This window comes from Streptomyces sp. NPDC050528 (assembly GCF_044457795.1).
Lineage (GTDB): Bacteria > Actinomycetota > Actinomycetes > Streptomycetales > Streptomycetaceae > Streptomyces.
The window spans coordinates 39,886-54,979 of sequence record NZ_JBITHH010000006.1; the positions used below are offsets into that span (position 1 = coordinate 39,886).

General features: G+C 71.7%; 11 protein-coding genes. 4 read left to right on the forward strand and 7 right to left on the reverse strand.

Features of this window, described 5'->3' with window-relative positions; all coding sequences use genetic code 11:
• Window positions 1-66: 66 nt before the first annotated feature.
• Window positions 67-930: a phosphotransferase enzyme family protein gene (locus ACIBK4_RS21765; RefSeq protein WP_398996532.1), complete on the forward strand. Its 864-nt coding sequence runs from the start codon at window positions 67-69 to the stop codon at window positions 928-930.
• A gap of 145 nt (window positions 931-1,075) precedes the next feature.
• On the opposite strand, the gene ACIBK4_RS21770 is transcribed toward ACIBK4_RS21765, so the two are convergent.
• From ACIBK4_RS21770 to ACIBK4_RS21785, 4 genes are all read right to left on the reverse strand, one after another.
• Complete coding sequence (locus tag ACIBK4_RS21770) at window positions 1,076-1,798, reverse strand: 3'-5' exonuclease (protein WP_398996534.1); 723 nt, start codon at window positions 1,796-1,798, stop codon at window positions 1,076-1,078.
• A gap of 124 nt (window positions 1,799-1,922) precedes the next feature.
• A complete protein-coding gene (locus tag ACIBK4_RS21775) occupies window positions 1,923-3,164 on the reverse strand; it encodes an SAV2148 family HEPN domain-containing protein (protein ID WP_398996536.1) in 1,242 nt (413 codons plus the stop codon).
• Window positions 3,165-3,268: 104 nt separating this feature from the next.
• Window positions 3,269-4,585 carry a copper amine oxidase gene (locus tag ACIBK4_RS21780; protein WP_398996538.1) on the reverse strand — a complete coding sequence of 439 codons (1,317 nt, stop codon included), beginning with the start codon at window positions 4,583-4,585 and terminating at the stop codon, window positions 3,269-3,271.
• 73 nt (window positions 4,586-4,658) lie between these two features.
• Window positions 4,659-5,468 carry a Tat pathway signal sequence domain protein gene (locus tag ACIBK4_RS21785; RefSeq protein ID WP_398996540.1) on the reverse strand — a complete coding sequence of 270 codons (810 nt, stop codon included), beginning with the start codon at window positions 5,466-5,468 and terminating at the stop codon, window positions 4,659-4,661.
• Window positions 5,469-5,666: 198 nt separating this feature from the next.
• Here ACIBK4_RS21785 and glgX point away from each other — a divergent pair, with 198 nt between their 5' ends.
• Both glgX and treY read left to right on the forward strand, forming a co-directional pair.
• Complete coding sequence (gene glgX, locus ACIBK4_RS21790) at window positions 5,667-7,784, forward strand: glycogen debranching protein GlgX (protein ID WP_398996542.1); 2,118 nt, start codon at window positions 5,667-5,669, stop codon at window positions 7,782-7,784.
• A gap of 91 nt (window positions 7,785-7,875) precedes the next feature.
• Window positions 7,876-10,233 carry a malto-oligosyltrehalose synthase gene (treY, locus tag ACIBK4_RS21795; RefSeq protein WP_398996544.1) on the forward strand — a complete coding sequence of 786 codons (2,358 nt, stop codon included), beginning with the start codon at window positions 7,876-7,878 and terminating at the stop codon, window positions 10,231-10,233.
• Here the strand turns inward: treY and ACIBK4_RS21800 are convergent.
• Window positions 10,230-11,324: a cytochrome P450 gene (locus ACIBK4_RS21800; RefSeq protein ID WP_398996546.1), complete on the reverse strand. Its 1,095-nt coding sequence runs from the start codon at window positions 11,322-11,324 to the stop codon at window positions 10,230-10,232. The two genes, treY and ACIBK4_RS21800, sit on opposite strands and share 4 nt — an antisense overlap.
• A 509-nt stretch (window positions 11,325-11,833) precedes the next feature.
• Between ACIBK4_RS21800 and ACIBK4_RS21805 the strand changes: the two genes are divergently transcribed.
• Window positions 11,834-13,126, forward strand: a complete 1,293-nt coding sequence (locus ACIBK4_RS21805) for a M14 family zinc carboxypeptidase (RefSeq protein ID WP_398996548.1) — start codon at window positions 11,834-11,836, stop codon at window positions 13,124-13,126.
• Between the two features lie 13 nt (window positions 13,127-13,139).
• Here ACIBK4_RS21805 and ACIBK4_RS21810 read toward each other — a convergent pair whose 3' ends face one another.
• Both ACIBK4_RS21810 and ACIBK4_RS21815 read right to left on the reverse strand, forming a co-directional pair.
• The gene (locus ACIBK4_RS21810; protein WP_398996550.1) at window positions 13,140-13,565 is read right to left on the reverse strand and encodes an SSI family serine proteinase inhibitor; all 426 of its coding nucleotides are present in this window, start codon (window positions 13,563-13,565) and stop codon (window positions 13,140-13,142) included.
• Window positions 13,562-15,043, reverse strand: coding sequence for a M14 family zinc carboxypeptidase (locus ACIBK4_RS21815; protein WP_398996552.1), 1,482 nt, complete (start codon window positions 15,041-15,043; stop codon window positions 13,562-13,564). The genes ACIBK4_RS21810 and ACIBK4_RS21815 overlap by 4 nt, the downstream gene beginning before the upstream one ends.
• Window positions 15,044-15,094: the final 51 nt, after the last annotated feature.

Genomic DNA, 15,094 nt, shown 5'->3' on the forward strand with positions numbered 1-15,094 from the left:
GCCGTCGGATGGCGGGAACCCGACGCCGTCCGCACACGCACAGGGACCACACGGAGGCGGACGACGATGGACGAGGCACGGGCCCGGGACGTACTGGCCGCGGCGGACGTACTGCCCGGCGCGGCGCGGGACGCACGGCTCCTCGCCCTCGGCGAGAACGCGGTGTTCGCCGCGGGTGACCTGGTCGTCAAGGTGGGCCGTGACGCGGAACTCCTCGACCGGGCTCGGCGCGAGCTGGATGTCGCGCTGTGGCTGGCCGACGCGGGGGTGCCCGCGGTGCGGGCCGCGGAGTCGGAAGCGCGGCTGGTCGAGGGGCACCCGGTGACGGTGTGGCACCGGCTGGCCGAATCCGTACGTCCTGCCGAGTCCCGGGATTTGGCCGAACTGCTACGCCTCGTCCATGCCCTTCCCTCCCCTTCGTTCGGGCTTCCGCCCCGCGAGTTGCTGGGCGGGGTGGAGCGGTGGTTGCGGCTTGCGGGTGACGCGATCGATCCGGCTGACGCGGCGTATCTGCGGGAGCGGCGGGACGGGTTCGCGGCTGCGGCGGCCGCGCTCACCCCGCACCTGCCGCCCGGCCCTATCCACGGCGATGCGCTGCCTCGCAATGTGCATGTCGGGCCGGACGGGCCGGTGCTGGTCGATCTGGAGACCTTCTCCTCGGATCTGCGTGAGCATGATCTTGTGGTGATGGCTCTTTCCCGCGACCGGTATGCCTTTCCGGCCCGGGCCTATGACGCGTTCGTCGAGGCGTACGGGTGGGATGTGCGGGAGTGGGACGGGTGTGGGGTGCTGCGGGGTGCCCGGGAGACGGCCAGCTGTGCGTGGGTTGCTCAGCATGCGCCGAGCAACCCTGAGGCGCTGGTGGAGTTTCGGCGGCGGGTGGCGTCTTTGCGGGACGGGGATGAGACGGTGCGGTGGTTTCCGTTCTGAGCGCCTGATGAACAGGGGCTGACTGGTATTGGGCGACTACCAGTTCGTTGTGGCTGGTCGCGTCCACGCGGCGGAGCCGCACATCGATACAGCCCCGCGCCCCTTTGGGGCGCTGCCCCTTGGGGCGCTTCCGGAGTCGCCGGGGTCAGACCGTCTCGTCCGTCAACTCACGGAGTGGCCACGTGCCGTCCACCACCGCGTCCTGGTCGCCCTTGCGGCGCAGGAAGCTCTGGAAGTCGGCGGCCCATTCCGCGTACCACTCGATCTGGCGGCGGTGGAGTTCGGCGGGGCCGAGGGCGGCGACCTTGGGGTGGCGGTCGGCTATCGCGCCGGCCAGGCGGGCGGCGGCGAGGGCGTCGGCGGAGGCGTCGTGGGCGGCGTCGAGGACCACGCCGTACTCCTGGCAGACCGCTTCGAGGTTGCGCTTGCCGCGGCGGTAGCGGTCCACGGAGCGGTCGATCGTGTACGGGTCGATGACCGGGGCGGGGTCGGTGCCGCCCAACCGGTCGCGCAGGGACGGGAGTCCGTGCCGGTGCAGCTCGGCGGAGAGCAGGGTGAGGTCGAAGGCGGCGTTGTAGGCGACGACCGGGACGCCCGTCTTCCAGTACGTGACGAGGACGTCCGCGATCGACTCGGCGACCTGGTCGGCGGGGCGGCCCTCGGTGGTGGCCCGTTCGTTCGTGATGCCGTGGACCGCGACGGCGTCCGCCGGGATCTCCACGCCCGGATCGGCCAGCCACTCCTTGCGGCCTATCGGCCGTCCGCCCTTGACCTCGATGACCGCGCCCGTGACGATGCGCGCCTCGCGCGGCTCGGTCCCCGTCGTCTCCAGGTCGAAGCCGATGAGCAGCTCCTGGTGCCAGGCCATGACGGCCCCCCTTCTCGGTGGTGCTTTCCCCCAGTGGTCTCCACGATCGCATGAGCCACTGACAATCCGACGACCGCGTTCCGCTTACCGCCGGGGCGGACCCCGGTAGCGGCCGTAGGACGAGTCAGGACACCGGTCGCGAGTCCGCCCACATCTGCTCGAACTCGTCGCGATATGTGGGGAAAAGTGCGCTGTCATCCATTTCGTCCGACTTCACCAACCGGCTGCCGTTCCGCAGCACCAGCACCGGCGCCTCCATGCCGCGGCTGCGGCGCAGATAGGACTGCACGACGGCTATGCCGTCCGAGCCGTCGCCGTCGACGAGGTACGCCGTGAAGCGGGGGGTCTCGTCGAAGACCTGGATCTCGAAGGCCGCGGGGTCGCGCAGCCGGGACCGCACCCGCCGCATGTGCAGGATGTTCATCTCGACGGCGCGGCTCAACTCGCCCCGCTTGATGCCGAGTTCGCGCTCGCGCCGCTTCACCGCGCTGGAGGCGGGGTTGAGGAACAGCAGCCGTACCCGGCAACCCGACTCGGCGAGGCGGACCAGGCGGCGGCCGGAGAAGTTCTGCACGAGGAGGTTGAGGCCGATGCCGATGGCGTCGACGCGGCGGGCCCCGCCGAAGATGTCCTCGGCCGGGAACTGCCGCATCAGGCGCACCCGGTCGGGGTGCACGGCGACCACGTCCGCGAAGCGGTCGCCGATGAGTTCCTCGACCGCGTCGACGGGCAGTCGGCGCGCCGAGGGCACGTCGCTGCCGGCGCCGAGGGTCTCCAGGAGTTTCGCGGAGGCCCGCTCGGCCTGGTTGAGGACGGCCTCGGACAGGGCGCGGTTGCGGGAGACGACGTTGCGGGTCACCTCCAGCTCGTCCAGGGCGAGTTCGACGTCGCGGCGCTCGTCGAAGTACGGCTCGAAGCACGGCCAGTGCTGCACCATCAGCTCGCGCAGCTGCGGCAGGGTCAGGAAGCTGAGGACGTTGTCATCGGCCGGGTCGAGCAAGTAGCCCTTGCGGCGGCTGACTTCGCGGACGGCGACCGCGCGCTGCACCCACTCCTGGCCGGCCGGCCCGGCCGCGGCGACCACCCATTCGTCGCCGTGGACGGGTTCGTAGATCGGACGCAGGACGGCGGCCACGACGGCGCGCAGCCGCTGTTCGACGAGGTTCAGCCAGATGTAGGCGCGGCCGGCTCGTTGGGCGCGCGTACGCACCTCGCGCCAGGCGTCGGCGTCCCAGTCCAGCTCCGGACCGATGGAACCAGCCGCGTCCATCGGACGTGCCAGGGACACCGCGCCGGGCGGGACTTCTGCGGAGTTCCCCTCGTGACCCTCGTCACCAGGGGGCAACTCCAGCCCTCCCGAGCCCACCCGTGCACCGCCTTCCGCTCCCCCGAGCTCTCCCCAGTCTCAACGATCAAGGAAGGGTACTCCGGGACCGGTCGGCGGTGCAGCCGGATGGACAGGGTCATTTCTCAACTTCCGCCGTTCACATTGCCGTTCTGGTTGGCGAGCGCGGGCGGAGTGAGCGGATTCATGGCGGTGACGTCGCGCGGGGCGATGGAGAATCCCTGCCAGTGGACCGGCATCGGCTGCTGGTCCTCGTCGCGGGCGATGTGGTGGAAGCCGACGTTCACCCAGACCACGGGGTGGGTGAGGGTCTGTCCGTTGACCCACTTGTCGACCTGCTTCGGGTGCCCGGCACCGCAGTTGGGCAGGTTGTCGCTGGCGAACTGCTCGCACTTGTTGTACTCGGTGAAGTACACGTCGTGCTGGGTGAAGCTGCGGCCCGGGTACTTGGTGGTGGGGCCGGGGACTATCTCGTAGGACCGGGCGTGGTTGTCCTTGTTCTTACCGGTCGCGCTGACGACGCGCCACCAGCGCATGTTCTTGGCGTCGCCCGCGAGTTCCTTGGTGACCTTGGTCAACGTGGTCTTGTTCGTGGGGGTGTTGGCCCCGTGCGTGGTGACCGCGGAGTCGTACTGCTCGACGCGGCCCTTGGAGGAGCCGTCGAGCGCGAAGTCCAACTTCCAGAAGACGTCGTGCTGGTGGCTCGTCGCGTACGCGGTGGCGCCCTTGCCGAGCGGCCAGCCGCGGCCGTCGCCCGCGTCGTAGTCATAGGGCGAAAGGCTGCCGGTGGCACCGACGTTCATGTTGATGGTGCCGTCGTCCTGGAAACGCCACTCGGTGATGTACTCGTACCAGCCGACCTGGTTGACCGTGTAGACGAGGAAGTCCTTGCCCTGGGTCTGGAAGACCTTGTTGGCGCTGTCGCCCTGCATGCGGAAGGCGTGGCCGCGTGAACGGGTCGTCGTACAGAGGCCCTTGACGTTCGGGTGGGCCGGGTCGATGGCATCGGGGACCTTGACGGTCTTGATGGTGCCGCCGGGGCATTCGCCGGGCTGCATGTTCATCAGGCCGGTGCCGAAGCCGTACTGGGTGAGGTCGCTGTATTCGTTCTTGCCGTCGTCGTACGGGACGTGGATCTGGGCGAGCTTGGCGTCGGCGAGCACCTTGATGGGGGTGGCCTGGCCGGGCGGCTGGTAGGAGATGTTCTCCAGGACGAGGCCGGCCTCGCGCTCGTAGTGCCAGCACATCCGCCAGGTGGTGCCGGTGGAGAGCTTCTGCTCGATGGTGTAGGCGGCGCTGCAGCCGGGTGCGGCGGCCGCCGGGGCGGCCTTCGGCTGGGCCACGGCCGGTCCCGCGCCGGCCGTGGCACCGGCGGCCAGGGTGGCGAGCGCGAGCCCGACGGCCCCCCGCCTGCGGGCACGGCTGATTCTGTTGACGCGCATGAAGAAGTGACTCCCTTACAGGAGAAGCAAGTTGGGACAGTGGACGAAGAACTGTGCGGTGGGCGCGGTCTGTTCAGCCGGTGAGCTTGCCGACCTTGCGGGCGCTCAGGTCGACGACGAAGTCACGGGCGTCGATCCACGGCCCGTTCTTCACCTTCGGGAACAGCCGTACGCAGCGGTGGTCGCCGCACTGGTCGAGGTCGCCGGACTGCCGTCCAGGAGTGGCCTTGTAGACCATGGCCATCAGCAACAGCTGGTCGGGCGAGGTGAGTTCGTTGCCGGTGGCGTCCTTGTAGTCGGCCTTCAGGCCCGCGCCGAGCGGGCTGGCGAGCAGCAGCTCGGCCGCCTCGACGTTCTCGGCGTGGCTCGCCGGCGGCTGCACCCCGTGCTGGGTGCCGGTCTGTTCGACCTTGCCGGTGTCGAGGTTGACGGTCTTGGTGACGACCGTGTCGTCCTTGTAGTCGTAGAACGTCACGTCCGCGCGGCGGGGTGCGTTCGGGTTGTCCAGCTCGCCGGTCTCGGGGTCGGCGAGTTCCACGTCGAGGCGCTGCGGGCCGCGCTTGCCGTCCACGTTCTCACTGGAGTTGAGGAACTGCTGGTTCACGGCGATCCGCTCGACGCGCTTGGTCTCGTCGTCGGTGAGCGGGTCACGGCCCGTGCCCTTCTCGCCTTCGGCGGGGGCCTGTTGCACCACTCCGGGTGCCGCGCCCTGTCCGTCCGCCGCCTGTTGCTGAGCGGATCCGGCGATCTTTCCGGTGCCGCCCGACTCGTCGGCCCCCGCCGTACCCGGCAGGGTGACGGCGACCATCACGGCGGTCCCGGCCACCGCTATGGCCGTACCCGCCACCACTTTGCCCAGGTGGCGGTGCACTGTCCTTCGCACTTTTCCCCCTACTCCCCCTGGGTCCTTCCCCGGACCGCTGGGAGTGGTGTGTGTCCCACTTGGTTCGGGATACGGCATACGTCGTATCCACTGGTCATTTGGTAAGAGGGACGTAAGTCATAGGTGGTTCCCTCACTTTCGGGGAGACTCATGGCCAAGGCGCCCCGGTGGCGGGGCCCGGCTGAAAGAGTCGTGACCATGCAGGTCTGGCCTGGAGAGGCGTATCCACTCGGTGCCACGTACGACGGCGCCGGCACCAACTTCGCGGTCTTCACGGAGGCCGCGGACCGAGTAGAGCTGTGTCTGCTGCACGACGACGGCTCGGAGACGGCGGTGGAACTGCGGGAGAGCGACGCGTTCGTGCGGCACGCGTACGTGCCCGGCATCATGCCCGGGCAGCGGTACGGCTTCCGTGTGCACGGCCCGTACGCCCCCGAGCGCGGCCAGCGGTGCAATTCCGCGAAGCTGCTGCTCGACCCGTATGCGAAGGCGGTCAGCGGATCGATCGCCTGGGGCGAGGAGGTGTACGGCTACCACTTCGACGCGCCCGACAAGCGCAACGACCTGGACTCGGCGCCGCACACCATGACGTCCGTCGTGGTCAACCCGTACTTCGACTGGGGCGACGACCGGCTGCCCCGGCGCGGCTACCACGAAACCGTGCTCTACGAGGCCCACGTCAAGGGCCTCACGATGCAACACCCGGGACTGCCGGAGGAGTTGCGCGGCACCTACGCGGCGCTCGCGCATCCGGCGGTCATCGAGCACCTGGTGGAGCTGGGGGTGACCGCCCTGGAGCTGATGCCGGTGCACCAGTTCGTGAACGACCACCGGCTGGTCGACATGGGGCTGAACAACTACTGGGGCTACAACACGATCGGTTTCTTCGCCCCGCACAACGCGTACGCCTCCTGGGGCGACCGCGGCCAGCAGGTCCTGGAGTTCAAGTCGGCGGTACGGGCGCTGCACGAGGCCGGTATCGAGGTCATCCTGGACGTCGTCTACAACCACACCGCCGAGGGCAACCACCTGGGGCCGACGCTGTCCTTCAAGGGCCTCGACAACCCCTCGTACTACCGGCTGACGGAGGACCCCCGCTACTACATGGACACCACGGGGACGGGCAATTCGCTGCTCATGCGGTCCCCGCACGTGCTCCAGCTGATCATGGACTCGCTGCGCTACTGGGTCACCGAGATGCATGTCGACGGCTTCCGCTTCGACCTCGCGGCCACCCTGGCCCGGCAGTTCCACGAAGTGGACCGGCTGTCGTCGTTCTTCGACCTCGTCCAGCAGGACCCGGTGGTCTCGCAGGTGAAGCTGATCGCGGAGCCCTGGGACGTCGGCGAGGGCGGCTACCAGGTGGGCAACTTCCCGCCCCTGTGGACCGAGTGGAACGGCAAGTACCGCGACACCGTACGGGACATGTGGCGGGGCGAGGGACGCGCGCTCGCGGAGTTCGCGTCCCGGCTGACCGGCTCGTCCGACCTCTACCAGGACGACGGCCGTCGTCCTTTGGCGTCCATCAACTTCGTGACCTGCCACGACGGGTTCACGCTGAACGACCTGGTGTCGTACAACGACAAACGCAACCAGGCCAACGGCGAGGACAACCGGGACGGCGAGAGCCACAACCGGTCCTGGAACTGCGGGGCCGAGGGCGAGACCGACGACCCGGCCGTCCTGGAGCTGCGCGCGCGGCAGATGCGCAACTTCGTCGCCACGCTGATGCTGTCCCAGGGCGTGCCGATGATCAGCCACGGGGATGAGTTCGCGCGCACCCAGAAGGGCAACAACAACGCGTACTGCCAGGACAGCGAGCTGGCCTGGGTCAAGTGGCCCGAGGACGACGCCGAGTCGGCCGGCCTGCCGGCCTTCACGCGCGCGTTGGTGTGGCTGCGCAAGGAGCATCCGGTGTTCAGGCGCCGGCGGTTCTTCCACGGGCGGCCCGTGGAGGGCACCCACGACGAGCTGTCGGACATCGCCTGGTTCACCCCGGAGGGCAAGGAGATGACCCAGCGGGACTGGGACTCGGCGCAGGCGTCCGCGCTGTCGGTGTTCCTGAACGGCAACGCCATCTCGGAGCCCGGTCCGCGCGGGGAGCGGATCGCCGACGACTCCTTCCTGATGATGTTCAACGCCTCCCCGGAGACGCTGGAATTCGTCGTGCCGGTCAATCACGGCCGCCAGTGGGAGGTGATCGTGGACACGGGCCGCCCTGAGGGAGTGCCGGCGGGCACGGGCGCGAAGGTGAAGGCCGGTGACCGGCTGACCTTGGTGGACCGCAGCATGACGGTGCTGCAACGGCCGACCTAGAAAGAGGGGCGGGCACCCCGGTCGGCCGATCGGCGGACCGGATGCCGGAGTGGATGACACGAAAGACGGCCGGGCGGGTACGTAGGTCTGCATGACACCTGAGCGACCCGACCCGGCAGTGCCCACGGCCACCTACCGGCTGCAGCTGCAGCCCGAGTTCCCGTTCACGGCGGCAGCTGCGGCCGTGCCGTACCTGGCGTCGCTCGGCGTCTCGCACCTGCACCTGTCCCCCGTCCTGGAGTCCGTCCCGGGCTCGACGCACGGCTACGACGTCGTGGACCACGCGCGCGTACGGGACGAACTCGGCGGCGAGGACGGCCTGCGGGCCCTCTCGCGCACCGCGCGGGAGCACGGTCTCGGCCTGGTGGTCGACATCGTGCCCAACCACATGGCGATGGCCCCGCGCCACAACCACGCCCTGTGGGAGGTCCTCCGAGAGGGCCCCAAGTCGCCGTACGCGCGCTGGTTCGACATCGACTGGGAGGCCCAGGGCGGGCAATTGCTGCTCCCGGTGCTGGGCGGTCCGGTCGGCGCGGAGCTGGAGCACCTGGAGGTCGACGGTGACGTGCTGCGCTACTACGACCACGTCTTCCCGCTGCGTGAGGGCACCGCGGAGCTGCCGTTGCCGCGACTCCTGGACGCGCAGTGGTACCGCCCCGTGTGGTGGCGGCTGGCCCGCACCGAGCTCAACTACCGGCGGTTCTTCAGCATTTCGGAGCTGATCGGGGTGCGTGTCGAGGACCCGGAGGTCTTCGACGCCACGCACGCGAAGATGCTGCACCTGCTGCACGAGGGCGTCGTCGACGGCCTGCGCGTCGACCACCCCGACGGCCTCGCCGACCCCGACGACTACCTGGCGCGGCTGCACGAGGCCACCGGGGGCCGCTGGACGGTCGTCGAGAAGATCCTCGCGGACGGGGAGCCCCTGCCGGCGTCCTGGCCCGTCGCGGGCACCACCGGCTACGACGCCCTGAGGCAGGTCGACGGGCTGTTCACGGACCCGGCGGGGGTCGGTGAACTCCTGGGCCAGTACCGGAGGTTCGCGGCCCCCCAGACCGACCGGGGCGGCCAGTGGGAGGCGACGGTACGGCGGGCGGCGTACAAGGTGCTCACGCACGAACTCGTCGCCGAGATGGACCGGTTGACCCGGGTCGCGGTCCGGCTGTGCGCCACGTCCCCGGAGCCCGCGTTGCGCGACCGGGCTCCCTGGGCGCTGCGCACCGCGCTGCTGGAGTTGCTGGTCCGCCTGGAGGTGTACCGGCCGTACACCTCGGGCGACACCGCTGCCGTCGTCACCGAGGAGGCGGCGGCCGAGGCCCGGCAGGCGTTCGTCGTCCCGGAGGAGGCGGGCGCCGTCGACGTCGTACGGGAGCTGCTGCTGGGGCGGTACGGGGACGGGCCCGAACAGGTCGAGTTCCGTACGCGGTTCGCGCAGACCGCGTCCGCGCTGCGGGCCAAGTCCGTTGAGGACACGGCCTTCTACCGCTATGTGCCGCTGCTGTCGGCGACCGAGGTGGGCGGGAACCCGGGCGATCCCGCCGTGTCCCCGGAGGACTTCCACGCGTACTGCGCGCGCGTGCAGCGCGACTGGCCCGCCATGGGCACGGTGTTGTCGACCCACGACACCAAGCGCAGTGCCGACGTACGGGCCGCGCTGGCCGTGCTCACCGAAGTGCCGGAGCGGTGGGCGGACGTGCTGGCCGAGGTGACCCGCACCGGGGAGGGCGTGCCGGACGCGCAACTGGCGTGGGCGGCCTGGCAGACGGTGTTCGGGCTCGGCCCGGCGGACGCCGAGCGCGTCCAGGAGGCCCTGTTGAAGCATGTGCGCGAGGCGGGCCTGTACACGAGCTGGACGGAGCAGGAGCCGCCGTACGAGGAGGCGGTGGCGGCGTTCGTCGCGGCGGGTCCGTGCGGGGCGCCGGGTGAGCGCGTGGCCGCGTTGCGGACGGCGCTGGAGCCGCACATCCGGGCCAACATGCTGGGTGCCGCCCTGGTCCAGCTGACGATGCCCGGCGTACCGGACCTCTATCAGGGCACGGAGACCGAGTACCGGGCCCTGGTCGACCCGGACAACCGCCGCCCGGTGCCCTTCCCGCCGCCGCAACCCGGCGACAAGGGCGCGCTCACGGCCGCCGCGCTCCGGCTGCGGGCCCGTCGCCCCGAGGTCTTCGGGGACGCGGCGACGTACGCCCCGCTGACGGCGGAGGGTCCGGCGGCGGCGCACTGTGTGGCGTTCGCGCGCTCCGGGAGTGCGGTCACGGCGGTGACCCGGCTGTCGGCGCGGCTCGCGGAGGCGGGCGGCTGGCGCGACACGGTGCTGGCGCTGCCGCCGGGGCGATGGGCCGATGTGCTGGCTCCGGAGCGGGAGTTCACGGGGCACGCACGCGTGGCGGACGTTTTCGGGGAAGCGCCGGTGGCACTGTTGGAGCGGGTGGACGAGAGCGCCTAGCGGGTGTGGACCCTGAGGATCTTGGGCGAGCGCCGTACCAGGTCCTCGGGCGCCGCCCGGGCGCCCTCTGCGCGGCGAAGACCCGGCAGGGCGGCCAGCAGGGCTCGGAGACCGTGTTCGGCCGTGAGACGGGCGAGCAGGGCGTCGGAGGAGGTGTGGCGCCCGGTGCCGTGGGCGAGCGGGGCCGGGTCGGGGCGGAAGGCGTCGTAGCGGTCGGGGTCGGTGAAGCGCTCCGGGTCGCGGCCGGCGGCGCCGAGAAGACAGGCGACGGTGGCCCCGGCCGGGATCGCGCCGACGGGCTCGACGGCCCGGCGCAGCACGACATGCAGCGGCGGATCGCGGCGCAGCGACTCCGCCCAGGCACCGGCCGTGAGGTCGGGACGGTCACGGAGGACCGCCAACTGACCCGGGTGGTCGAGGAGGTTGGCGAGGAACGAAGCGAGCGCCCGCGCGGTGGTCTCCCCCGCCGCGCCGAGCAGCGTGCCCACCAGCCCCGTGACGGTCTCGTCGGACCGCTCGGCGCACAGGACGGACAGCAGGTCACCGCCTGGATGCGCACGACGGCGGGCCGTCAACGGCCGCAGGAAGACGCCCAGTTCGGCACGCCCGCCCCCGGAGGGGCCGAGTCCCGTGCGACACCAGCGGTGCACGCGCGCGGTCTCCTCGTACGGCAGTCCGAGCGCGGCCACGGCCGTGGCGGTGGGCAGCCAGTCGCAGAACTCGGCCACCAGATCGGCCTGTTCACGGGCGGCCAGCCGGCGGGCGAGGACATGGGCGCCGCGTTCGACGGCGGCGGTCAGGGCGGCCGACGCGGGCCCGCGCAGCGCCCCTTCGAGGCGTTGATCGGCCTCCGACGTCCCCTCGCCGGGCACGGGGACGAGCCGGGGGTCGGCGAGCGCGGCGCGGACGTCGTCGTAGCGGCTGACGAGCCAGGCGCCGAAGGGCTCGTCGTACACGAGCGGGTGGTGTGTGCGGAGGGTGCGGTAGAGCGGATACGGGTCCCGTTCGGCCGTCCGCAGGCTCGGCGGGCCCGGTGGGCGGGCCGGGGTGCCCGCGGTCCGCGTGACGAGCACGTCCGTGAGACACAGCACCGCCGTCCGCTCCCGTGGTCGTCGCTCCGCCCCGCGCCGTGGGGCGCGCGGCCGGTCGTCCGCGCCATGCGCACACGCGGCTGCCCCCAGCCCACCACCGCACCGCGCGGGACGCAGCCCTCGTACGGCCGTACGGGTGAAGCAGGCATCCCGTGGTCGTACGGCGTACGCGGCCCGGCCGCACGCCGTACGACTGTCCCGGACACCGGCTCGCACCCGCGTACGGACCCGGGGTGCGGTCCGGCCGGCGGGCGTGCGGTGACGTGGCGCGGTGTCGGTGTCCCCGGTGCGGGGGTACGCGCGTGTGCCCGCAGGGGACGTCACCTGCCGTGACCGTCCGGCCCCGCGAAACCCCCTGGAAAACCCTTGCCCCCTGCTGGCACCAACGCCCCTACCGGCTGCCGGTAAAAGCGCCTGGGCGCCCCCGGTAGCCTCCCCCATGGTCTTCTTGACAGTTCACAGAGGCCGTGGGGTACTGCCGTTGCGAAGCCGGGGCTGACTAGTCGGGGGTGAGTCTCCTGCCGGAGTTGCGATACCCCAGTGTGACCGAACTGGTCTCGTCCGCAAGGGCGTTGGCCGCGCATCGGCCTGCACTGTGCACCCTGAGGCAGGTGGGTGTCTCCCGCGCGGGCAGACCACTCCATCTGCTGTCCGTGGGGCACGCCCACCGCGCCGTACTGGTGGTCGCGGGCGCCCACGCCAACGAGCCGACGGGCGGCTCCACTCTCCTCGCCCTGGCCGAACGGGTCGTACGGGAAAGGGAGTTGAGGTCGGACACCTCCTGGCACTTCCTGCTCTGCGCGGATCCGGACGGGGCGAGTCTGCATGTCACGCCGGCGCCGCGCAGTCTGCTCGACTACCACCTGGGCTTCTACCGGCCGGCCGGGCCCGAGCAGCCGGAGTGGGCGCCGTCCGTACTGCCGCCCGATCAACTGCCGCCCGAGACGCGTGCGTTGACCCGGGTGATCGACGAGCTGCGGCCCTACCTCCAGGTCACGCTGCACGGGACCGATCTGGGCGGCAGCTGGGTGCAGTTGACGAAGGACATACCGGGGCTGGCCGAGCCCTTCGCCAAGTCGGCGGCGGAGCTGCGCATCCCAGTGGAGACGGGCGCCTCGGACGCGGCGGGCTGGCCCGCCTCGGGCCCCGGGGTGCATGTGATGCCGGCGCCCGGCGCGGACGCGGCGTACCCGAGCATGCCGGACGACGCCCGGCACAGCACCTGGTACCACGCGCACCGCTACGGCGGCCTGACGGCGGTCGTGGAGGTGCCGATGTGGGCCAGCGACCTGGTGGACGACCCGGCCCCGCATCCCGCCCCGGCGGCGGCGATACGGCGGCTCGCGCGCCGGCTGCTGCGGGACACGCGCGAGGTGGAGTGGGTGCTCGCCGACGCGCTGCCGCGCCTCCAGGGCGTCGACACACCGCTGCTGCGGGCCGCGAAGTGGGCGCTGGAGCTGGTGCCCGGCCTGGCCGCCGACTGGATGCACACACCGCCGGCCGACACGACGATGGCGTACGTCGGCAGCGTGGACGCGTTCGGGCGCCGGTTGCCGTTGCGGGCCGCGGCGATGCTGCTGCGGGTCCTGCGGGAGACCGACGACCGTGCGGCGCCCCTGCTCGAACACCTCGTGGCGTCCTGGAGCGACGCCTTCACGGAACGCTTCCGGGCCCGCTGGGTGCCCCTGGAGCACCAGGTCGAGCATCAGGCCCGCACGGTCGTGGCGGCCGCGCTGTACGCGCGCGAGTCGGCGGACGGATGCGGAGACGTCTCCCGCGCGCGTGCCCAACGCTCGGCCTGACGCCGGCCGCGCCTCAGGTGTCCAGCGCGAAGACCTCTCCCGTGTGCGCCGCCATGGCGCACCCGTTGGAGAACGTCCTCCTGTAGTCGACCGGACGGCCCTTCCACTCCCCGCGCGCGTGGGCGGTCACCGGGGCGTAGATCATCGGGCACATGACGCCCTTGGCCGGGACGGCGTCGATGTCGCCGCCCGCCGCTCCCAGTTCGGCACAGGCCTCGGCCGCGTGGGCGTGCCCCTGGGGCGGGTCGCACAGAAGCAGCGTCCCGCGCGTGTCACTGGACCGGCTGTCGCCCCGGGTGACGGTGAGGTAGAGCCAGTCGCCCTGGATGCCGTGGTGGGGAGCGGCGGCCTGGGCGGGAGCCTGTCCGGCGGCGAGGAACACAAGTGCCGCCGGAAGCAGGGCACTCCGGAGCACAGTCGTTCTGAAGGTGTAGGTCATTCCCGGTGCATCGGCACCACGGTCTCCGTACCCCAGCCCGGCTCACCCGAACGGGAGCGCACGGGCGCGTGCCGGCGGGCCAGTTCGAACGCGCTGAGCACCACGCGCGACTGGTACTCGACCTGGCGCGCGACCGAGATCCAGCGGGCCCCGCAGCCGTCGCGGTAGTCGGCGCACCACTCGTCGATCAGCCGGTCCAACTCCGGGAGCACATCGGCCTGATCACGCCCGGAGGCGATCACGAGCTGGTACAGCAGCCCCGCCGTGCGCAGCGCCAACCGCCGCCCCGCGATGCGCAGGGCGGCCAGGTGGGCGGTGTTGAGCAGCGGAAGAGGGCGGGCGGCGCCGGCGTCGACATCGGGATCCCACGCGTCGGCGAGCCCGGGACAGACCAGTAAATAGTCGTCGACCGGGGCGAGCAGCCGCGCCGCGTCGGGCACGACGAGGGTGCGGGGGCGGGTGTCGGCGGTGTCCCGCGCGGGCGGTACCACCGATGCGGCCGCGGGCCGCGGCCAGGCGTCCATCAGCCCGACGCCCGTCCCCGCCTCGGTCGCGCCTTGCACGAACGGCCGTATCCGCGCGAGGAGTTGTTCCAGGATGCGGGAGTCGTGGCGCAGGGTGTGGCTCACCGTGCGGAGGAACGCGTCCGCGTCGGCGGGCGGTGCGCCGTTCTCCACGCCGGCCACGCCCCACATCGGGGCCTCCACGACCGCCGTGATCGTGCCGTGCCGGTGCGGGTGGTACCAGGTGGACTCGACGGCGGCCTCGGTGATGGCCGCGACGAGGTCGCCCGGGCGCGGGGGCGGGATGCGGTAGACGGCGGGGCCGAGGCTCGGCCAGTACAGGGTGTCGTAGGGGCCGAGTTCGCGCGGGATGCCGAGGCGGGTCGCGGTGTGGGCGACGCGGCGGGCGAGGCCGGGGAGGTCGCGGGTCAGTTCCACGAAGCCGCCGCCCACGTCGACGCCGTGCAGGGAGCACTGGAGGAACGGCCTCAGTTCGTCCTGGACCTCCAACAGGGCGCGGGTCTCCGGGAGTCGGGCCCCGGCCGCGCCGTCCGGCAGCCACTCGGGCTGTTCCAGGAAGCCGGGGCGGAAGAAGTTCCGGAAGTACCGGCCGAGGCTGTACGGGCCGGGCAGCCAGCCCTCGTTGCGGCGCGAGCCGTCGGGGTCGAGGCACAGGAGCAGGTTCCAGGTGGCGTCGGCGCCCTCGCTCAACCGGGGGTCGACGAGGACCCGTTCGGCCAGCCGCAGCACCGTCGCGCCGCCCACGGGCTCGTTGGCGTGCGGTCCGGCGACCACGAGGGCCTGGCGGCTGCCGTGGCCCACGGAGAGCAGCCACAGGGGCGTACCGGCACGAGAGGTGCCGACGCGGCGCAGCCGGGCGTCCTGGGGGCGGCGGGCGACGAGCGCGGCGGCCTGGGCGGCCAACTCGTCCACGGACGGGTAGCGGAGGAGTGGCGGCAGGGCACACCTCCACAAATATGGTGCCGTCGGTTCACCTGATGTGCATGGTGTACGCACAGTCAGTCA

Bases quoted from the DNA above. Each gene is read 5' to 3' on its own strand.
- ACIBK4_RS21765 (WP_398996532.1), top strand. From the start codon at position 67: ATGGACGAGGCACGGGCCCGGGACGTACTGGCCGCGGCGGACGTACTG.
- ACIBK4_RS21770 (WP_398996534.1), bottom strand. From the start codon at position 1,798: ATGGCCTGGCACCAGGAGCTGCTCATCGGCTTCGACCTGGAGACGACG.
- ACIBK4_RS21780 (WP_398996538.1), bottom strand. From the start codon at position 4,585: ATGCGCGTCAACAGAATCAGCCGTGCCCGCAGGCGGGGGGCCGTCGGG.
- glgX (WP_398996542.1), top strand. From the start codon at position 5,667: ATGCAGGTCTGGCCTGGAGAGGCGTATCCACTCGGTGCCACGTACGAC.
- treY (WP_398996544.1), top strand. From the start codon at position 7,876: ATGACACCTGAGCGACCCGACCCGGCAGTGCCCACGGCCACCTACCGG.
- ACIBK4_RS21810 (WP_398996550.1), bottom strand. From the start codon at position 13,565: ATGACCTACACCTTCAGAACGACTGTGCTCCGGAGTGCCCTGCTTCCG.